The 19,911-nt window shown below is 61.8% G+C and carries 18 protein-coding genes; 5 read left to right on the forward strand and 13 right to left on the reverse strand.

Annotated features, from left to right (window positions below):
* On the reverse strand, nt 1-2,240 hold a 2,240-nt coding region (gene dnaE / locus ACFC3J_RS13855), incomplete at its 3' end, for a DNA polymerase III subunit alpha (protein ID WP_375196747.1).
* Between the two features lie 145 nt (nt 2,241-2,385).
* On the opposite strand from dnaE, the gene ACFC3J_RS13860 reads away from it, so the two are divergent.
* Nucleotides 2,386-4,194 carry a diguanylate cyclase gene (locus ACFC3J_RS13860; protein ID WP_375196748.1) on the forward strand — a complete coding sequence of 603 codons (1,809 nt, stop codon included), beginning with the start codon at nt 2,386-2,388 and terminating at the stop codon, nt 4,192-4,194.
* Here ACFC3J_RS13860 and ACFC3J_RS13865 read toward each other — a convergent pair.
* Entirely contained in the window at nt 4,180-4,869 is a 690-nt protein-coding gene (locus ACFC3J_RS13865; protein WP_375196749.1) for an ABC transporter ATP-binding protein, read from the reverse strand. The genes ACFC3J_RS13860 and ACFC3J_RS13865 overlap by 15 nt on opposite strands.
* On the reverse strand, nt 4,862-6,112 hold the full coding sequence (locus ACFC3J_RS13870) for a lipoprotein-releasing ABC transporter permease subunit (protein ID WP_375196750.1): 1,251 nt from the start codon (nt 6,110-6,112) through the stop codon (nt 4,862-4,864). Before ACFC3J_RS13870 ends, ACFC3J_RS13865 begins: the two co-directional genes overlap by 8 nt.
* A gap of 505 nt (nt 6,113-6,617) precedes the next feature.
* On the opposite strand from ACFC3J_RS13870, the gene ACFC3J_RS13875 reads away from it, so the two are divergent.
* The gene (locus ACFC3J_RS13875) at nt 6,618-7,082 is read left to right on the forward strand and encodes an Hsp20 family protein (protein ID WP_375196751.1); all 465 of its coding nucleotides are present in this window, start codon (nt 6,618-6,620) and stop codon (nt 7,080-7,082) included.
* Nucleotides 7,083-7,143: 61 nt separating this feature from the next.
* On the opposite strand, the gene ACFC3J_RS13880 is transcribed toward ACFC3J_RS13875, so the two are convergent.
* The 8 genes from ACFC3J_RS13880 to ccmC all read right to left on the reverse strand — a co-directional run bounded on the left by ACFC3J_RS13880 (nt 7,144) and on the right by ccmC (nt 14,083).
* Nucleotides 7,144-9,072, reverse strand: a complete 1,929-nt coding sequence (locus tag ACFC3J_RS13880; RefSeq protein WP_375196752.1) for a potassium transporter Kup — start codon at nt 9,070-9,072, stop codon at nt 7,144-7,146.
* Nucleotides 9,073-9,216: 144 nt separating this feature from the next.
* Entirely contained in the window at nt 9,217-9,852 is a 636-nt protein-coding gene (locus tag ACFC3J_RS13885) for a tetratricopeptide repeat protein (RefSeq protein ID WP_375196753.1), read from the reverse strand.
* The gene (locus ACFC3J_RS13890) at nt 9,849-10,259 is read right to left on the reverse strand and encodes a cytochrome c-type biogenesis protein CcmH (RefSeq protein ID WP_375196754.1); all 411 of its coding nucleotides are present in this window, start codon (nt 10,257-10,259) and stop codon (nt 9,849-9,851) included. Before ACFC3J_RS13890 ends, ACFC3J_RS13885 begins: the two co-directional genes overlap by 4 nt.
* On the reverse strand, nt 10,256-10,783 hold the full coding sequence (locus tag ACFC3J_RS13895; RefSeq protein WP_375196755.1) for a redoxin family protein: 528 nt from the start codon (nt 10,781-10,783) through the stop codon (nt 10,256-10,258). The genes ACFC3J_RS13890 and ACFC3J_RS13895 overlap by 4 nt, the downstream gene beginning before the upstream one ends.
* Complete coding sequence (locus tag ACFC3J_RS13900; protein WP_375196756.1) at nt 10,780-12,720, reverse strand: heme lyase CcmF/NrfE family subunit; 1,941 nt, start codon at nt 12,718-12,720, stop codon at nt 10,780-10,782. Before ACFC3J_RS13900 ends, ACFC3J_RS13895 begins: the two co-directional genes overlap by 4 nt.
* A 46-nt stretch (nt 12,721-12,766) precedes the next feature.
* A complete protein-coding gene (gene ccmE, locus ACFC3J_RS13905) occupies nt 12,767-13,213 on the reverse strand; it encodes a cytochrome c maturation protein CcmE (RefSeq protein ID WP_375196757.1) in 447 nt (148 codons plus the stop codon).
* The gene (locus tag ACFC3J_RS13910) at nt 13,210-13,341 is read right to left on the reverse strand and encodes a hypothetical protein (RefSeq protein WP_375196758.1); all 132 of its coding nucleotides are present in this window, start codon (nt 13,339-13,341) and stop codon (nt 13,210-13,212) included. Before ACFC3J_RS13910 ends, ccmE begins: the two co-directional genes overlap by 4 nt.
* A 19-nt stretch (nt 13,342-13,360) precedes the next feature.
* Nucleotides 13,361-14,083, reverse strand: a complete 723-nt coding sequence (gene ccmC, locus ACFC3J_RS13915) for a heme ABC transporter permease CcmC (RefSeq protein ID WP_375196759.1) — start codon at nt 14,081-14,083, stop codon at nt 13,361-13,363.
* Nucleotides 14,084-14,284: 201 nt separating this feature from the next.
* Between ccmC and purF the strand changes: the two genes are divergently transcribed.
* Together purF and ACFC3J_RS13925 are read left to right on the forward strand one after the other, a co-directional pair.
* A complete protein-coding gene (gene purF / locus ACFC3J_RS13920; protein WP_375196760.1) occupies nt 14,285-15,745 on the forward strand; it encodes an amidophosphoribosyltransferase in 1,461 nt (486 codons plus the stop codon).
* A 110-nt stretch (nt 15,746-15,855) separates the two neighbouring features.
* Nucleotides 15,856-16,566 carry an SDR family NAD(P)-dependent oxidoreductase gene (locus ACFC3J_RS13925; RefSeq protein WP_375196761.1) on the forward strand — a complete coding sequence of 237 codons (711 nt, stop codon included), beginning with the start codon at nt 15,856-15,858 and terminating at the stop codon, nt 16,564-16,566.
* Here ACFC3J_RS13925 and ACFC3J_RS13930 read toward each other — a convergent pair.
* Together ACFC3J_RS13930 and ACFC3J_RS13935 are read right to left on the reverse strand one after the other, a co-directional pair.
* Nucleotides 16,563-17,828 carry a class I SAM-dependent methyltransferase gene (locus tag ACFC3J_RS13930; RefSeq protein WP_375196762.1) on the reverse strand — a complete coding sequence of 422 codons (1,266 nt, stop codon included), beginning with the start codon at nt 17,826-17,828 and terminating at the stop codon, nt 16,563-16,565. The genes ACFC3J_RS13925 and ACFC3J_RS13930 overlap by 4 nt on opposite strands.
* A gap of 35 nt (nt 17,829-17,863) precedes the next feature.
* Nucleotides 17,864-19,240 carry a cryptochrome/photolyase family protein gene (locus tag ACFC3J_RS13935; RefSeq protein WP_375196763.1) on the reverse strand — a complete coding sequence of 459 codons (1,377 nt, stop codon included), beginning with the start codon at nt 19,238-19,240 and terminating at the stop codon, nt 17,864-17,866.
* 161 nt (nt 19,241-19,401) lie between these two features.
* Between ACFC3J_RS13935 and ACFC3J_RS13940 the strand changes: the two genes are divergently transcribed.
* The gene (locus tag ACFC3J_RS13940) at nt 19,402-19,887 is read left to right on the forward strand and encodes an RNA pyrophosphohydrolase (RefSeq protein ID WP_375196764.1); all 486 of its coding nucleotides are present in this window, start codon (nt 19,402-19,404) and stop codon (nt 19,885-19,887) included.
* Nucleotides 19,888-19,911 lie beyond the last annotated feature (24 nt).

A 19,911-nucleotide genomic window follows, 5' to 3' on the forward strand; every position in this document is an offset into this window, starting at 1 on the left:
TTGAAGCCATAGCCCGCAAACTTGTCGATCAAGTCGAACAACTCATTCGCCTTGCGTTCAGCGATATCGCTCTTCGCGCAGCCTTCGACGAAACGGGCGCGCTGGGCGTCCATTTCCGCCTTGATCTTCTTGCCCATGGCCCGCCGCAGAAGGTCGGCGTCGCCCAGCGAATAGCCCGCAAGAATCTGCGCGGCCTGCATCACCTGTTCCTGATAGACGAAGATGCCATAGGTTTCTTCGAGGATCGGTTTCAGGAGAATATGAGGATATTCAATATCTTCCTGTCCGTTCTTCCGGCGACCGAACATCGGGATATTGTCCATCGGGCCGGGACGGTAAAGCGACACCAGCGCGATGATGTCGCCAAAATTGGTGGGGCGCACGGCGGCCAGCGTCTTGCGCATGCCTTCGGATTCCAACTGGAACACGCCTACGGTGTCGCCGCGCTGGAGCAGTTCGTAAACCGCTGGATCGTCCCAGCTCAGACTGCTGAGATCCACCTCGACACCCCGGCCCGCAAGCAGTTGGACCGCCTTCTGCAAGACCGATAGCGTCTTGAGGCCCAGAAAGTCGAATTTCACCAGCCCCGCACCTTCGACATATTTCATGTCGAACTGCGTCACCGGCATATCGGATCGCGGATCGCGGTAGAGCGGCACGAGCTGCGACAGCGGCCGGTCACCGATCACAACACCGGCCGCATGGGTGGAACTGTGGCGCGGAAAACCCTCCAGCTTCATCGCATAGTCGATCAGCCGCTTGACCTGCCCGTCATTGTCATATTCCGCCCTGAACTCTGCCACCCCGTTCAGCGAGCGTTCCAGCGTCCAGGGATCGGTCGGGTGGTTCGGGACCAGCTTGGCCAGCCGGTCGACCTGACCATAGCTCATCTGGAGCACGCGGCCGGTATCCTTCAGAACAGCCCGGGCCTTCAGCTTACCGAAGGTGATGATCTGGGCGACATGGTCAGCGCCATATTTCTGCTGAACGTAGCGGATCACCTCTCCGCGCCGGGTTTCGCAAAAGTCGATGTCGAAGTCGGGCATCGACACGCGTTCCGGATTGAGGAAGCGTTCGAACAGCAGCCCCAGTTCCAAGGGATCGAGATCGGTGATCGTCAGCGCCCAGGCGACGAGCGATCCCGCGCCCGATCCGCGGCCCGGCCCGACCGGAATGTCCTGATCCTTCGCCCATTTGATGAAGTCGGCAACGATCAGAAAGTAGCCGGGAAAGCCCATCTGGATGATGATGTCGGTCTCGAACTTCAGCCGCTCGAAATAGGGCTTGCGCGCTTCGTCGCCGATGATGCCCGCTTTAGCCAGACGCGCTTCCAGTCCCTCGGCCGCCTGCTCGCGCAGCATCTTTGCTTCGCCCTCAATATCGCCAGCCAGACTGGGCAGGATGGGCTTCCGCTTGGGCGCCGCGACGGCGCAGCGCTGCGCCACCACCAGCGTATTCGCGAGCGCTTCGGGCAGATCTTCGAACAGCCGCTTCATTTCCGCAGCGGGTTTCATCCAGGCATCTGGCGAACTGGTGCGGCGATCAGGCGTCTCGACATAGGCGCTGTCGGCGATGCAGAGCATGACATCATGCGCCTCATGGAAATGCGGCTCGGCAAAGCAGGTGGGATTGGTTGCGACCAGAGGCAGATCGCGTGCGTAGGCAAGGTCCAGCAGGTCCGGCTCGGCCCTGCCCTCTATGGGGTCAAGCCGGCGGCAAATTTCAATATAGAGCCTTCCGGGGAAAAGGGCCTCCAACCGCATGGCATAATCGCGGGCGGCGTCGGGCTGATCCTCGGCAAACAACCGTGCCAATGCCCCTTCGCTGCCCGCCGTCAGGGCGATCAGACCATCCGTGCGCCCCTGCATGGCATCCAGAGTGACATGGGGCACTTCCTCAACCGGGCGATCCAGATGCGCCATGGAAACAAGCGCGCAGAGATTGTCATATCCCGCACTATCCTGGGCATAGAGCGCGATCCAGTCATGCACGGTCGCTGCATTGGCCGGGCGTCCGGGACGCAGGACGCCGATCATCGCGCCTATGACCGGCTGTACCCCCTCCCCCTTGCAAGCATCGGAAAAGGCCATGGAACCGTAAAGGCCGTTGCGATCAGTTATCGCCGCGGCAGGAAATCCAAGAGCCTTTGCCTGTTTGGCGATTTTCTTGGGATCGATCGCCCCTTCCAGCATGGTGAAGGAGGAAAAGACGCGAAGGGGAACAAAACCGGCATGAGGCATGAAACCAATCTAGGCATTCTCATCGATTCGGCGCCAGCCCCGCACACGAGAAAATCGTGGGTAACGTTGCCCGTCGTCGAACAATCTCGCGAAAGGACCGATGGTTAACCGATCTCCAACGATTCAACTCTAGGCTGCGGTTATCATGCGTTTATCCACCATCACCAACTGGGCCTATGGCGCAACCGTCGCCCTTACGCTGGCTTCCGGCACCGTCATGCTGCTTGCGTCCGGAGCGGAGGAAGGCGAACGCGCGGCGGTAGAACAGCGCGCCAATTTCGATCAGCTGACCGCCACTCTGGAGATAGACGCATACAGGCTGACCGAGCAGGCGCGCGCCTATGCCATTACCGGCGATCCAACCCATATCATTGCCTATCGCCGTGAAAAGGCGGCAGCCCGATCCGTCGAACAACGGGTGGAACATCTGCGCGATGCAGGCGCCCGCGAAAGTGAGCTTGCTGCGCTCAGGCAGGGCATTTTTTGGGCTGACGCACTGCTGGATGAGCAGGAAGCGGCCATCAAGGCGGCCGCGGCCGGCAACGCAGAGACGGCGCGCCGCATCCTGTTCGGCGATGAGTATGGCCGGGAACTGGACCGTATCGCCGCGCAGATCGGCAAGTTCCAATATATGCTGGATCAGCGGACGGAAAACGCCGTCCAGAAGGCGACCGAGAGGGCACGGCAATGGCGTCTCATGTCGGAAGTCATGCTCGGCGCGACCGCCCTGCTGTTCCTGTGCGTCCTTTATTTCATTCTGAAGCAGCGCATTTTGCGGCCCGTCGTCCGATTGAGCGACGTGGTGACGCGCCTTGCAGCGCAGGATTTTGCCGCCATCCCCCCGGAACTGCCGCAGGTGGACGAGATTGGCGACATGGCGCAGGCCGTGCGCATTTTCCGCGAAAACGGCCTGGAACGACAGCGACTGGAACAGGAACGCGACGCCGACAGGATGACCCGCGATCAGTTGTCCCGCATGACCCAACGCCTGCAAGGATGCGACAGCATCAGCGATCTGGTCGAGGTGGTCCGTCGCTTTGCGCCCGAGATCGCGCCTCATTTTGCTGGACGGCTTTATATTCAGGAGGTTCGGCGCAACGCGATGCGGCAGGCCTGCGACTGGCTGTCACCGCAGCAATCGCGCGAGGAATTTGCGCCTTCAGCCTGCTGGGCATTGCGCCGGGGGCAAACCCACAAGCCAAAGGGCGAGCAGATTGATATTCCGTGCGAGCATCTGGGCGAGCAGGGAAGCATTTCAACAATCTGCATTCCATTGACGGCGCAGGGCGAGAGCATCGGACTTCTTTATTTCGAGCAGCCCGAGGATATGGCCGCAGACCAACTCAGCCGGACCGAAAAATATCTCGAGATGCTGGCAGAAAATATCGGCCTGGCGCTTTCCAACCTCCGGCTGCGCGATGCGCTGCGCCAGATGGCGATGGCCGATCCGCTGACCGGCCTCGCCAACAGGCGGCGGTTCGATACCGTGTTCAAGGAACAGATCGCCTTCGCCGAAACTTCGGTGGAGCCGCTGGCTTGCCTCATGGTCGACATTGATCATTTCAAGCGCTTCAACGACACCCACGGCCACGACGCGGGCGACGCAGTGCTGCGCTCGGTAGGATCGGTCCTGAATGACGCGCTCCGCGAAACGGACTGCGCCTTCCGGCTCGGCGGCGAAGAATTTGTCCTGCTGATGCCTGGCTTCCCGCTGGAGCAAGCCGTTGAGCGCGCGCGCCAGGTCCAGCAGAAAATCCAGGACCTGCGGGTCGAGCATCGCGGCGAGGAACTGGGACCGATCACGGCTTCCTTCGGCCTGGCCGCCTATCCCGACCATGGCCGAGCGGAAAAGCTGATGCAGACCGCCGATGCCGCCCTGCTCCGGGCCAAGGCGCAGGGCCGCAACCAGATCGTCATCGCCTCAGCGCGGGAGGCCGTTTCACACGTCGCCTGATGTCGGCTCCAACAGCCCTTCGTGCAGGCGGACCACCCGGTCCATCTTACCGGCCAGCCGCTCATTGTGCGTCGCCACCAGTGCGGCCGATCCCTCCTCACGGACCAGCCGCAGGAACTCCGCCAGCACCACATCGGCCGTCCGCTCGTCCAGATTGCCGGTCGGTTCGTCCGCCAACACCAGCGCGGGCCGGTTGGCAAGTGCCCTCGCCACGGCCACACGCTGTTGCTCGCCGCCTGAAAGCTGGCTCGGCCGATGGTCCAACCGATGCCCCAGCCCCAGCGAAGCGAGCAGCGATTCCGCGCGTGCACGGGCGATCGCCATGTCAGCGTCGCGAATGACCTGCGGCAGAATGACATTTTCCACCGCGTTGAAATCGGGCAGCAGGTGGTGAAACTGATAGACAAAGCCGAGCGCGTCGCGCCGCAGCCGGGTGCGGCCATCATTGTCGAGCCTCGCTGCCTCTTCGCCGCCGATGCGGATCGACCCGTCAAACCCGCCCTCCAGCAGTCCCACTGCCTGAAGGAGCGTCGACTTGCCCGAACCGGATGGGCCCAACAGCGCCACGATCTCGCCCGGACCGACCGACAGTTCAATGCCGCGCAGGACGTCGATGGTGACGCCGCCCTGCGTGAAGCTGCGCGTGAGACCGCTGACCTTCAAAATGTCATTCATAGCGCAGCACCTGAACAGGATCGGTATTGGCGGCCTTGAAAGCCGGGTAAAGCGTCGCGAGAAAACTGAAGATCAGCGCCATCAGGCAGATGATCGTGATCTCCACGGGGTCAGGCTTGGCGGGCAATTCGGTCAGAAAACGGATCGAGGGATCCCACAGATTTTGCCCTGTCAGGAACTGGATCGCGTTCACCACGCTCTGGCGGAAGAAGAGGAAGGTGAAGCCGAGCACTATCCCCGCGGCCATGCCGAGCGCGCCGATCGTCACGCCCACGGTCATGAAGATCTTAACCAGCCCGACGCGGCTTGCCCCCATGGTCCGCAAAATGGCGATGTCCCGCGTCTTTGCGCGCACAAGCATGATGAGCGAGGAAAGGATGTTGAACACGGCGACCAGCACGATGATCGACAGCACCACGAACATCGCAACACGCTCCACCGCCAGCGCTTCGAACAGGGATGCGTTCATCTGCCGCCAATCCGTGACGACAGCGCGCCCCGCGACCTTTGCGGCCAGCGGCTCCAGTATCGCCCCGACCCGATCGGCGTTGACCGTCTGCACCTCTATCATGCCGACGATATCGCCCAGCAGCAGCAGCGTCTGGGCATCCTCCATGGGCATGACGACGAATGCCTTGTCATAATCATATATGCCGACCTCGAAGATCGCGGCAACCTGATAGGCTACCTGCCTCGGCACCGTGCCGAACGGCGTGGATCGCCCGGCGGGATTGATGATGGTAACCGTGTCGCCGAGTTGGACGCCCAGATTTTCGGCCAGTCGCGAACCGATCGCCACCTTTCCGCTATTGGGGGTGAGGGCATTGAGGCTGCCCGCGACCACTTTCGCCTTGAGGGTGGCGTTATTGCGAATGTCGTTCACGGTCATGCCCCGAACCAGCACGGCCTCCACGCGCCCCTGAAAGCTGCCAAGCAGCGGCTGTTCGATCAACGGCGTGGCGCTGGTGACGCCCGGCGTCGCCTTGGCCTGCTTCAATATATCCTTCCAGTCGGGAAGGCGGCCGCCATAGCCCTGAACGACGGCGTGGCCGTTGAGGCCCACAATCTTGTCGAACAGTTCCGCCCGAAAGCCGTTCATGACGCTCATCACGATGATCAGCGCGGCAACGCCCAACATCACCGCCGCCAGGCTGATCCCGGCAACCAGGAAGATAAAACCCTCCCCCTTTCCAGGCAGCAGATAGCGCTTTGCAATCATGCGTTCGTATCGGGATAAAATCATGACGGCGCGAATGGCCTTTCGATAGGGACTTGAGTTGCTCGTCTAGCAGGCTCTCCCACAACGGCAAGCGTTGCAGGATTGTTGCACGCGGGCCACAGGGAGAAATGGAAAATCACACCGGCCGGAAATAGGCCGTGACAGCAGCCCGCACACTCCATAGCAAAGAATTCGAAGCACAGGTAAATGGCCGTGGTTCAGGGATACTGCATCCCGCTTCAAGCTTAGGGGGCTGAGAAGCGGTTGAGGCAGGCCAAGGGGGAGACGAGCAATCGTCCATTAGTACCCGGGTCGTGAAAACACGGCCCGGGTACTTTTATTTCCGCCCCTCATACGCACGGCGCGCAGCGATTGGCGAAGGCCATTCCGATCCGCTCGGTCTCCCACTTGAAACGCATTTCCGTCAAACCATATCACCGCTGTTCGGTCGCCACATGGGATCGGACATTGTTTAGCCGGATGCCTGATGGGTCCGGCGGGTTCATTTTGCTCTTAGGAGACTATGACAATGCGTGGTTTTGACCTGACCCCCTATCGCCGTTCGACCGTGGGCTTCGATCGCCTCTTCGACCTGATCGAAAACAACGCACGGTTGAGCCAGGGCGACAATTATCCCCCGTTCAATATCGAGCGCCTGTCTGACGATCGTTATCGCGTCACTCTGGCGGTTGCCGGCTTCCGCACCGATGAGATCGACATCACCGCGCAGCAGAATCTTCTTCAGGTCACTGGCCGGAAGGAAGAATCGCAAGGCGGCGATCGCGCGCGTTTCCTGCATGTCGGAATCGCCAATCGCAGCTTCGAGCGCCGCTTCGAGCTTGCCGATTTCGTCCGCGTCGAAAAGGCAGATCTGGCGGACGGGCTGCTGACGATCGAACTGGTTCGCGAAATCCCCGAAGCGATGAAGCCGAAGAAGATCGCCATCAACGGTGGCGAGCTTGTCGACATCAACGCAGATCGCGACGCGGCCTGATTTCGGGCGAAAAATCGAAGTGAACATGGGCGCGGTCAATGCCGCGCCCTTTTTTAGGCCCTCAGATTTCGACCTGACTGCCCAGTTCGACCACGCGGTTGGTGGGCAGGCGGAAGAACTCCATAGCGCTTTCCGCATTGCGGAGCATCCAGGCGAAGATCTTCTCGCGCCACAAGGGCATCCCCGGCTTGGCCGAGGGCAGCAGGGTCTGTCGCGCCAGGAAGAAGCTGGTGTCCATCATCTTGAACGCCTGACCGCAGCCCGTCACATTTTTGAGCGCTGCAGGCACGTCCGGCTCCTGCATGAAGCCATATTGCAGGACCAGCCGGTAGAAGCCCCGGCCCAGATCCTCCAGCCTGCATCGCCCGTCATCCTCGACGACGGGCACATCCTTGATCTTGACCGTCAGCAAAATGACGCGTTCGTGCAAAACCTTGTTGTGCTTGAGGTTGTGCAGCAGCGCATGAGGCACGCCGTCGGGCGTGGAGGTCATGAAGACCGCCGTACCCGGAACGCGGACGGCGCTGTTGGCCGCTGAAGCGACGAATACCGGGATCGGCATCGCCGCCTCGCGCAGGCGGTCCTGAACCAAGCGGCGCCCGCGCGACCATGTGGTCAACAGGGTGAAGACGATGAAGCCGATCAACAGCGGGAACCAGCCGCCTGCCGGCACCTTTGTCAGATTGGCCGCGAGATAGGCCCCGTCTACCAGGAACAGGACTGAAAGCAGCGGAGCCGAATAATACCAGGGCCATTTCCACAAGCGATAGAGGAGGACGGTCAGCAACACATTGTCGATGAACATGGCTCCCGTCACGGCGATGCCATAGGCCGCGGTCAGATTGGAAGAGGTCTGGAACACCAGCACCAGCAGGATCACCATCACCATCAAACCCCAGTTGATAAGGGGAATGTAGATCTGGCCTGCAGTCGAAGCGCTGGTATGGGCGATGCGCAGGCGCGGCATGAAACCTAGCTGGATCGCCTGCTGCGTCACGGAAAAGGCGCCGGAAATCACCGCTTGGCTGGCGATGATCGCCGCCAGAGTCGCAAGGCCCACCAGCGGCAACTGCGCCCATTGCGGCGCGAGATAGTAAAAGGGACTATGGAGGGCGCCAGCGCCTTCGCGGAACAGCAGGGCGCCCTGCCCCATATAGTTCATCATCAGCGCAGGCAGCACGAAGCTGAGCCAGGACACGCGGATCGGGCTGCGTCCGAAATGGCCCATGTCTGCATAGAGCGCCTCGGCCCCGGTCACGGCCAGAACCACCGCCCCCAATGCCAGAAAGGCGGGCAGGGGATCGGTGACGAAGAACATGACCGCCCAATAGGGATTGAAGGCATAGAGAATGCCCGGCGTCTTGATGATGCTGATCACGCCGAGCACGGCAATCGTTACGAAATAGAAGAGCATGATCGGGCCGAACAGCGAGGCCACCCGGTTGGTCCCCAGCCCCTGTATCCAGAAAAGGCCCAGCAGGATGACCACCGCCGCGGGAAGAATGAGCGGCGCGAGGCTGGAATTGTAGACCGCAAGGCCCTCCACCGCGGACAGGACCGAAACCGCCGGGGTGATCATCGAGTCCCCGTAGAAGAGCGACGTCGCGAACACGCCCAGAAGCACGATTCCGCGTGACCATCGCTGTGTCTTGGTCTGCCCGTTGATCAGCGCCAGCAGGGCCAGACTTCCGCCCTCGCCCTTATTGTCTGCGCGCATTATGACAGTCACATATTTCAGCGTCACCACGAGCATCATGGACCAGAACATCAGGCTGATGACGCCCAATATATGATCGGGATCGAGCGCCAGCCTGTGATGCCCGGCAAAGGTTTCGCGGAAGGCATAGAGCGGGCTGGTCCCGATATCGCCAAACACGATGCCGATCGCGCCGACGACCAGCTTCAGCGTCGCTTTCTGCCCGGCATGGCCATGATCATGGCTTTCCTCCTCGCCAGCGCGGAGGGCACCGTTGATGCTATCATCAGCCATGCAGAAAATGCCGAATTGTCATGATCTTTGGACACCCGAACGGGGAAGCGGCCCGTCTTGTCATTCCATAAGCCCCCGCAAACCGCCGCGCCCTACCATGGCTCCCGGTCCTAGGCAATGATGCCGCTGCGGCTTTGATCGCCCTTATCGGCTTTCCGAACCCAGCATGGCGTCGATACGCGCGATGTTGAGTTCCAGTTCCTTTTTGACCTCACTTCCTTCAGGCGCACTGGCGGCCAGCGGCGCCCAGAGCTTGCGGGCTTCCTTGAGCTGTCCGGCGCGAGCCAGAGCCAGACCGTAGAAATAGCGCGGCGCGGGTCCTTCCGGATCGATCATCATGGCCCGGCGATAGGCAAAATCGGCCGCCGGCGACAGTACGCCTCCCGCATGGGCCACCAGCGCATTGCCGAAACCCAGCCACAAATTGGGATCGTTCGGCGTTTCCCGCAGCCCCGACAGCAGTACATTGGCCGCTTCCCTGGTCTTGCCCTGCCGTCCGAGACCGTCCGACAACATCAGCCACTGACCCGCCTTGCCATAGCGTTCCGCCAGCCCACGGCGCTGTTCCGCCAGCTTCTCGTCGAAAGGCGCCCCGCCATTTTCCGCGGACTGACGCGGCGATCCGGCCAATGCCGGGCGTCCCTGCCACGCATAGCCGGCCAGCCCCAGCAGCAAGGCGGCGGCTGCAATCTCATAGGCCTGCCGGGGCAGGCGGCCGATGACGATCAGCCCACCCAAGGCAAGGATCGCCAGCCCCGCCGCAATGACCCACCCCATCATGAACGCCTCCCCCGCCTGATCCGACCACGCAGCAGCAGAAGGCCCAATCCCAGGAAAAGCAGGGGCGCAGCCCATAGCGGCCACAAGATCGGCTCGGCGGTCGGCTCATAGCTTATCCAGTCGCCATAGCGCTCGATCAGCCAAGCCCTGATATGTTCCGGCTGCTCCCCAGCCATGATACGTTCGCGGATCTGAGAGCGCAGATCGGCCGCCATGCTGGCATTGCTGTCGGCAATGGACTGGCTCTGACAGGTGAGGCAGCGAATCGTCTCCATCAGCGTCCGCGCCTTCTTTTCCAAAGCCGGGTCCTCGATCTGCCGGTCGGCATAGGGCGCAGGCGGCAAGGCGGTCTGCGCATGGGTCGGCACGCTCAGGATCAGCGCGAGCAAGGCGATCAAGGCTCTCATTGCGCACTCCTCAAGCGGTCGAGGATCATCGGCAGGTCGTCGGCACGAATATCCCCCACATGCTGGTAGGCGATATGTCCCCTGCCATCGATGATGAAGCTTTCGGGCACGCCGGACGACCCCATGGCGATCTGCACCTCGCTGCGGGCGTCAAGACCGATGCGGGCGTAGGGATTGCCATAACGCTTCAGGAAAGCGTCCACATCGGGTCGGGCATCGCGGATAGCGATGGCATCAATCTCCACGCCCGCCTGCTTGAGTGTCATCAACTGTGGCGCTTCCGCAGCACAGGGGACGCACCAGCTTGCGAAAATGTTGAGCAGTCGCGGCTTGCCCGTGGCCAGCTGAGCACTGGCCAACGGCGGCCGATCGCTTGCCGCCGCGGGAAGGGCAAAGGCGGGAAGCGGCTTGCCCACCAGCTTGGAGGTTATGATCCGATCGTCAGGACGCAGCAGCCCGCTCGCGAACAGGCCGAAAAATGCTAAAAAGAGCGCGAACGGCAGCCAGATGAGCCAATGTCTCATGCGATCGCCCCCATGGCCTTTCCGGCACGCCATTTGAGCAGCCACCCCCGCCGTTCGCGCCCCACCAGCGCCAGCGCCCCGCCCAGCGCGATCAGAAAGCCGCCAAGCCAGATCAGGGTCACAAAGGGCTTCCACCAGATGCGCAACTGCCAGCGGCCTGCATCGGCTTCCTGCCCCAGCACGACATAAAGTTGGCCATTCCAACGGGTCAGCAGGGCCGCTTCCGTCGTCGTGGTCGGCGGCGATGCAAAGAAGCGCGATTGCGGGTGGAGCAACACCGCCCCTCCCCTGCCACGGATGGCTTCGATATCAGCCTGCAACGCAGTCCAATTGTCGCCTGCGACCGGCATGATGCGGTTGAAGCGCAGCGTCCACCCGGCGGTTTCCACCGTGTCGCCCGGACGGGCCGCCACGAGCTTTTCAACGGTGAAGGCGGAATCGCAGGCCATGCCCGCCAGACTGACCGCGCAACCGAGATGGGCGATCACCATCCCCCAGGTGAAGAGTGGCGTCCGGCGCAGATTGCGCTTCCAGAGCGGAGCGACGCTGCCGACAGCCACGGCCAGCGCGATCACCAGACCCAAAAACGGCAATATCCCGATCGTTCCCCAGGCCACGGCTGCCAGGATGACGAACGCCACCCCGCCAACGGCCAAAGGAATGGCCATGCGCCGGCCGATTTCCCGTATCCGGTCCCGCCGCCAGCGCGCGAGGGGTCCGAGGATCATGACCATCATCAGGACCAGCGCAATCGGCCCCGCAATTCGGTCGAAATAGGGTGCGCCGACTGAGACCTTATGGCCAAAGGCTTCGGTCAGCAGCGGATAAAGCGTTCCAATCAGCACCAGTCCCAACAGGACCGAGAGCAGCAGATTGTTGACGACCAGCATGGTTTCCCGGCTGACCAGTTCAAACGGCGCGCCTTCGCGCACAGCTCCCACCCGCCAGCCGAACAGCGCAAGCGCGCCGCCGATATAGATGCCGAGCAGCGCCAGAATGAAGGTGCCGCGTTCCGGATCGACCGCAAAAGCATGGACGCTCGTGAGGATGCCCGACCGCACGAGGAAGGTGCCGACCATGGACATGGAAAAAGCGATCACGGCCAGCATCACAGTCCAGGCACGCAAGGCATCGCGCGTCGCCAGCACCGTCACGCTATGCAGCAGCGCGGTCGCCGCCAGCCATGGCATGAGCGAGGCGTTTTCAACCGGGTCCCAGAACCACCAGCCACCCCAGCCAAGCTCATAATAGGCCCAATAGCTGCCCGCGGTGATCCCCAGAGTCAGCAATATCCAGGCACCCAGCACCCATGGCCGCATGGCGCGGGCAAAGGCCGCGTCGACCTGCCGCGTCAGCAGCGCGCCCACTGCAAAAGAGAAGGCGACCGACAGGCCGACATAGCCGAGATAGAGGGTCGGCGGATGGAAAGCGAGGCCGGGATCCTGCAGAAGGGGGTTGAGGCCCTGCCCGTCTGCCGCGGGCGGATCGATGCGCGCGAAAGGATTGGAAGCAAATAGCAGAAAGGCGTAGAAGCCCAGGCTGATCGCCGCCTGCCCGCCCAGTGTCGCGATATGCGTCGCCCGCGACAAGGCCCGCTCAAACAGCGCGACGGCGGCTCCAGCGACGCCCATCACCGTGACCCAAAGCAACATCGACCCTTCGTGATTGCCCCAGGTCCCGGCAAATTTGTATAGCCAGGGCTTGAGCGAATGGCTGTTGGTCACGACCAGCAATACGGACATGTCGGATCGCATGAAGAGTGTAATCAGCAGCGCAAAGGCGATCGCCGTGAGTACGCCCTGCGCAACGGCGACAGGACGCACCGCGCCCAGCAACTCGGCCTTGCCTCCCACCAGTCCCAGAGTTGCAAGAGCAAGCTGGAGCAGTGCCAGCGACGCGGCCAGCCATAATGCGGCAAGCCCGGCTTCAGCGATCATGCGCTTTGATCTTTCGGCAGCATAGTCAGGGGAGCATGGCTTCGCGTCACCGATCAGCCTTCATCTTGTGGGTTTTTTCATCATATTTCATGCCCTGCAATTCGCGCGGCATGTAGCGTTCGTCATGTTTGGCAAGCAGGTTCGTCGCCTGAAAGGTGCCGCCGGCGTCGAAGGCCCCTTCAGCAACGACGCCCGAACCTTCGCGGAAGAGGTCGGGGGTGATGCCCTTGAAGCTGGCCGGAACGGTCGCCTTTCCGTCGGTGACGTCGAAATGGATCGTGACGCCATCGCGTGCGCGTTTGAGGCTGCCCTTGACCACCATGCCCCCAAGCCGGATCGCCTTGTTCGGCTCGAAGCCCTTGGTCCTGACGTCGTAGGGCGCGTAAAAATAGGCCGCCTCGTCCTTGAGCGCCGAAGCCGCCAGCAGCCCGGCCCCGACCAGCGCGGCCAACGCCACGATCGCAAGGATCAACCGTTGATGCTTCGCCTTCATGGCCGGTCAGTCGCCTGCTGGGCCGCGGCTTCAGAGATACGCATCTTGCGCCAGCTCAGGATGCTGATCAGGCCGGTGCCGAAAAAGGTCAGCGCATAGGCGCCGATTACGAAAGCCCACTGATTCATCCCTCGTCCCCGCGCCCGATTAGCCCCTGGCAAGGCGTTGCATGCGCGCCTCAATTTTGTTCTGCGCCAATATCGCCCGCATCCGCATCAACACGATCGCCGCGAAAAGCAAGGTAAATCCCAGCAAGGTGAAACCAAGCGGCCAGAGCAGGGATGCATCGATGCTGGACCCGCGCAGTGTGATGCTGGGGCCTTGATGGAGGCTGTTCCACCACACCACTGACCGGTTGATGATCGGAATGTTGATCGCCCCGACAAGACCGAAAATCGCCGTGACAGGACTGACCCCGCCGGTGCCATGCTTCGCGCTGGCGTTGGCAAGCGCAATATAGCCGAGGTACAGGAATAACAGCACGAGCATGGAGGTCATGCGTCCATCCCATTCCCACCAGGTTCCCCAGGTGGGACGACCCCATATGGATCCGGTCACCAGACAGATTGCCGTAAACAGCGCTCCCGGAACCGCAACGGCGCGTCCGGCGATGGCGGCCAGCGGATGGCGCCAGACCAGCTGAGTCAGCGCCGCAATGGCGATCCCGGACCATCCCCCCATGCCCAGCCATGCGGCGGGCACATGAATATAGAGTATCCGGACCGTGTCCCCTTGCAGATAATCGGCAGGCGTCACGAACAGCCCGAAGACGCTGCCGATCAGCAGCAGCAGCAGGCCCGGCCAGAACAGCCAGGCTGTCAGCGGCCGCGCGATCTTGAGGAAGCGGGCGGGATTGGCAAAACGATGCATCGGGAGACGCTCTTAGCCGTCCCCAAGCTCCAAGACCAGTAGGCCTTTTTCCCATTTTCGGCGCCCTGAACGATGCGTCTCAAGCAGCCGATCTGCCCTTTTTTGTGACAGACAGGCGACAAATCATCGGCGACGCACTATATGCGCGCGAAAGCCGCCTCTATGGAGCGGCCAGGATCGGCAATGGATCATCAAACACCCATGTTTACGACGAACCCGTTCGACGACGACAAGCTGCGTGAAGAATGCGGCATTTTCGGCGTCTTCAACGCTGAAACGGCCTCCGCGATGGTGGCTCTCGGTCTGCACGCGCTCCAGCATCGCGGTCAGGAAGCTGCCGGCATCACCAGTTGGGATGGTCACGACTTCCATACCCACCGGGCGATGGGTCATGTCGCTGGCAATTTCGATCGCGACGAAGTGATTCGCGCTTTGCCGGGCAGCGCGGCTTGCGGCCATGTTCGCTATTCCACTACCGGCGAAACGTCGCTACGCAACGTCCAGCCGCTTTATGCGGAACTCAGCTCGGGCGGCTTCGCCGTCGCTCATAACGGGAATATCTCCAATGCGATGAAGCTGCGCCGGGAACTGATCCGCCGCGGTTCCATTTTCCAGTCGACCTCCGATACGGAGGTCATAATCCATCTGGTCGCCACATCCACTTACCGCACGCTGCTCGACAAGTTCATCGATGCGCTGAAGCAGGTCGAGGGCGCCTATTCGTTGATCGTCATGACGCCCGAAGGCATGATTGCCTGTCGTGATCCGCTGGGCATCAGGCCGCTGGTGATGGGCAAGTTGGGCGATTCGACCATCTTCGCGTCGGAAACTGTCGCGTTTGACGTCGTCGGCGCTGAGCATGTTCGATCGATCGATCCGGGCGAGTTGGTCATCATCACCCATGACGGCGAAGTGCGGAGCCATCGTCCGTTCGGCGAAACGCATGCGCGTCCCTGCATTTTCGAGCATGTCTATTTCAGCCGTCCCGACTCGGTCGTTGACGGGTCCAGCGTTTATTCGGTTCGCAAGGCCATCGGCGCGCAGCTCGCGATCGAAAACCCGGTCGAGGCCGATTTCGTCATTCCGGTGCCCGACAGCGGCGTACCTGCGGCAATCGGCTATGCCCAGCAGTCCGGAATTCCCTTCGAACTCGGCATCATCCGGTCGCACTATATCGGACGCACCTTCATCCAGCCGGGCGACAAAGTCCGGCATCTGGGCGTCAAGCTGAAGCATAACGCCAATCGCGCCCTGATCGAAGGCAAGCGCATCGTGCTGATCGACGATTCGATCGTGCGCGGCACGACATCATTGAAGATAGTGCAGATGATGCGCGAAGCAGGCGCCAAGGAAGTGCATATGCGCATCGCCAGCCCGCCGACCAAACATAGCTGTTTTTATGGCGTCGACACCCCGGAGCGCACCAAGCTGCTGGCGCATCGTCTGGACATTGGCGGGATGCAGGATTTCATCCATGCCGACAGCCTGTCCTTCATTTCCATCGACGGCCTCTACAAGGCATTGGGCGAAGCGAAGCGCGCGGACATCCGTCCGCAATATTGCGACGCCTGCTTCACCGGCGACTATCCGACCACGCTGACCGATCAGGATGAAGCCGTGGTCCAGAACCAGTTGGAACTGCTGGCAGAACGGGTGGTCTGATCCACTTTCTTTCACCGCTCGGACAGGCCTTTTGCCCTACCGCCTAAGGCTCGTCCGGCCGCCTGATCCATTGCTGCCCTTGCTGTTGCGGCAAGGCGAAAGGGAAACCCATGTCGACTCTGCCTTTTTCGGGGAAGCTGGCCCTGGTCACCGGCGCGAGCCGTGGCATTGGCGCCGCGACGGCTGAAGCGCTGGCTGCTGCCGGCGCCCATGTGATCCTGACCGCACGAACCAGCGGCGGACTGGAAGAAGTGGAAGATCGCATTCACAAGGCAGGGGGTCACGCGACGATCGCGCCGCTCGACCTGATCGATGGGGAAAGCATCGGCCGCCTGGCGCAGGCGATTTCAGGCCGCTGGCAGGCGCTGGACATATTGGTGCTGAATGCGGCGACCCTGGGCAGCCTTGCTTCGGTTCCCGCCATCGACGCCAAGGAATTTGCGCGGCTGCTGACGCTTAACATCGCGGCGCCCCAGGCCCTGATCGCCGCTTTTGATGGCATGCTTCGGGCAAGCGGCGATGCTCGCGTCGTCGCCCTCACCTCTTCTGTCGGGACTCAGCCGCGCGCCTATTGGGGCGCTTACGGTGCGTCCAAGGCTGCGCTGGAAACGCTGGTCAATGCCTATGGCGAGGAAGTGAAGAACATCTCCGCGATCCGGACCCATATCGTCGATCCGGGCGCTACCAGAACCGCGATGCGGGCGCGGGCCTTCCCGGGGGAAGACCCCTCGACGCTTAAGGAACCGGCGGTCGTTGCGCAGGCGATTGTGGAACTCGCCGTTGCCGACACGCCAACCGGCAGCCGTATCCGGGTTGATTAAACAGGCTTCACCAGCGTCACCTGCGCGACGTCGATGGTCCCGCCTCGAAAGCCGCCCTCACAGTACATCAGATAATAACGCCAGAGGTCGACGAAATGCTGGTCGAAGCTGGCGGGAAGCTGACCCCTGTCAATGACACGGTCAAAGCGTTCCCGCCAGCGCCTCAGCGTCTCCGCATAATGCGCGCCGAAGCGTCGGACGTCCCGCCATTCCAGCCCCCTTTCTTCAGCCAGCGCACGAAAACGGCTTTCCGAAATCAACATGCCGCCGGGAAAGATATAGGTCTGGATGAAATCGGCGCCGCGGGCATAGCGCTGAAAAATCGCATCATCGATCCATATATACTGGATCGCCGCCCTGCCGCCCGGTTTGAGCAGCCGCGCAATGGCATCAAGATAGGCAGGCCAATAAGGCTCGCCCACCGCCTCGACCATTTCGACGCTGGCAATGGCGTCATATTGCCCCTCCGCCGCCCGATAATCCTTGAGGATGATGTTCGCGCCCGCCCCAAGCCGGTCTCGCGCATATCGCGCCTGCTCCCGCGACAGGGTGAGTCCGTGATAAGCGATAGCGCAGCGCTCCATGGCCCGTTCGGCAAGACCGCCCCAGCCGCAGCCGATCTCCAGCAACGCGCTGCCATCCCGCAGGTCCAGCCGGTCCAGAATGGCGTCTGCCTTCCGCTCCTGGGCGCGCTCAAGACTTTCGATCCGGTCTTCAGGATCGCGGAACAGCGCGCTGGAGTAATGCATGGCCCGGTCGAGCCACAAGGCATAGAAATCGTTGCCCAGATCATAGTGAAAGGCGATGTTGCGACGCGCCCCCTTCCGACTGTTCCGCCGCGTCCAATGCATCAGCACACCGATCCAGCGGCCAGGTCCAACCGGTCGCGCGACGTTGCCCAAGCGCACGGCATTGGCCATGAAAAGCGCGAAAAGCGGAACGGGGTCGGGGCTGTTCCACTCTCCTGCCGCCCACGCCCTGTACCATCCCGCCGAGCCGCCCGCGACCAGGCGGAACAGGGCCCGCCAACGGAGCAGATGGACTTCGCATTCCGGCCCCGGCGCGCGAAACCCGAGCAGTCGCTGCGTGCCGTCAGGAAGGATCGCATGCAAGCCGCCAGCCTCCAATCCCTCATCCATGCGATCGAGAAGGCGGTGAAACGGGCGGCTGGCAAGTTGCATCACCCAGCCATGACTGCGACGCACCAACGGTTGGCGGCGGGATGCGGCCGGCCGGCCCCGGCGGGGATCGATTGCGTTCATGCCGTCATTCTGCCGCACGGCTTATCGCATCGCAATCATGGCCTGCTGTTGCGATACGCCGACAGGGCCCTCTCCCGTCCTTCACGATGACCGATGCATTTGGGAGGATAATCGGGCGGCCGCGCACCATGGGCGTCAGGATCGTGGATGCTCGCATCGTCGACTTGCGCCAGTTCAGGCACCCATTGCCGGATGTAATCCGCGGCGTCGAATTTTTCGGATTGGGTGAGAGGCGCCATGATCCGCGAGAAAATATTGGCATCCACGCCGCTGCCGGCCACCCACTGCCAGTTCACGCTGTTGTTGGCATAGCTCGCATCGACCAGCGTGTCCCAGAACCAGCGGGCGCCATGCCGCCAATCGATCAGCAGATGCTTGATGAGAAAACTGGCCGCGATCATACGGACGCGATTGTGCATCCATCCGGTCGCCCAAAGTTGACGCATGCCCGCATCCACGATGGGATAGCCGGTACGCCCTGTCTTCCATGCGGCGAAATCCGCCCGTGCCTCCCGCAGGTCGCGCCATGGCATGGCATCAAAATTGTCGCGGGCATTTTCCGACCCGTAGCGCGGCATCGCCCATATCTGCGTATGGGCGTAGTCGCGCCAGATCAGTTCCCTGAGGAAAGCCGTCACATCACCCGGCGCCTGGCTGATGCGGTGCCAGACATAGGCAGGCGATACCTCGCCGAAATGGAGGTGCGGCGACAGGCGGGATGTGCCCTCCTGCGAAGGCAGGTTGCGTGCCGTTTCATATCCGGCCGCGTCATCGATAAAGGCTGCAACATTGGATCGAGCGCCCGCCTCGCCCGGCGTCCAGTCGTGGGCGAAGGCTTTTGCCCAGTCCGGCTTTTTCGGCAACAATTGCCAATCGTCGAGCGAATCGCTCTGCGGCCATCGGGCCGGGGCGGCGAGATGGGAAGGGGCAGATGCGGGCGAAGCAGGCGGCATCTGCTCCATCAGTGCGCGCGAAAACGGCGTGTAAATGCGGTAGCTACCGCCGTTCCCGGTCCGCACCGCTCCCGGCGGCAGCAGCAACGTTCCATCATGCAGACAGAGGTCTAGCTGCTTTGCGACGGCCTTTTCCGCATTGCGCCACCACGGCTCATAATGGTGCAGCGCATGAACTTTCCGCGCGCCTGATTCCTGCGCAACAGCTTCCAGTTGCTCCGCGCAATCGCCGCGCCTCAGAACCAGTCGGGACCCTTTCGCCCGCAGATTTTCATCCAGGCTTTTCAGGCTGTAATGCAGCCACCATCGCGACGCGCCGCCCATCTTCCACTGCCGGGGCGTTTCGTCGTCCAGCACGTATACCGGGATCACCGGGCCGTCATGGGCGGCTGCGGCGACAGCCGCCTGATCGGAAAGGCGAAGATCCTGACGGAACCAGAGGATGGCGGGAGAAGACATGCTGCCTTCAATGCCATTTCCCGCGCCCCTTTCCAACGGCGCCATCGCGTTTCGGCCTCACCCCTGCACAAATCGCCGTCGGAGCAATTTTCATCCATGGACGTAAGGGCTACCGCCGCTTATTCTCGCACTGCACAAATTGGCAACGATCAGGGACTGTGATGGCGTCAATGCCGAATGATTCAGAACTCGCCTACCGGCCATGCGTCGGCATCATGCTGGTCAACATGGATGGCAAGGTCTTCGTCGGACAGCGAATCGATAACGCCGTCGAAGCCTGGCAGATGCCCCAGGGCGGCATCGACGACGGCGAAGACATGAGAGCCGCTGCCCTGCGCGAATTGGTCGAGGAAACGGGCATCGTCCGAGAGCATGTCGAAATCATCGCCAAGGCCAGGGAAGAGCATTTCTACGACCTGCCGCCGGAACTGATCGGCAAGCTGTGGGGCGGGAAATATCGCGGCCAGCGACAATATTGGTTTCTTGCCCGTTTTCTGGGAACCGATGACGACATCAATATCCACACCGACCATCCGGAATTCCGGGAGTGGAAATGGACCGACCCCGAATCGCTGCCGGAGTTGATCGTACCCTTCAAGCGGAAGCTCTATCGGGATATTCTGCAAGAATTCAGAGCGTTGATCTGAAAGAGGGTTAAAATCAGCCGTCAT

The organism is Sphingobium sp., from assembly GCF_041987595.1.
In the GTDB taxonomy this organism is placed as follows: Bacteria; Pseudomonadota; Alphaproteobacteria; order Sphingomonadales; family Sphingomonadaceae; genus Sphingobium.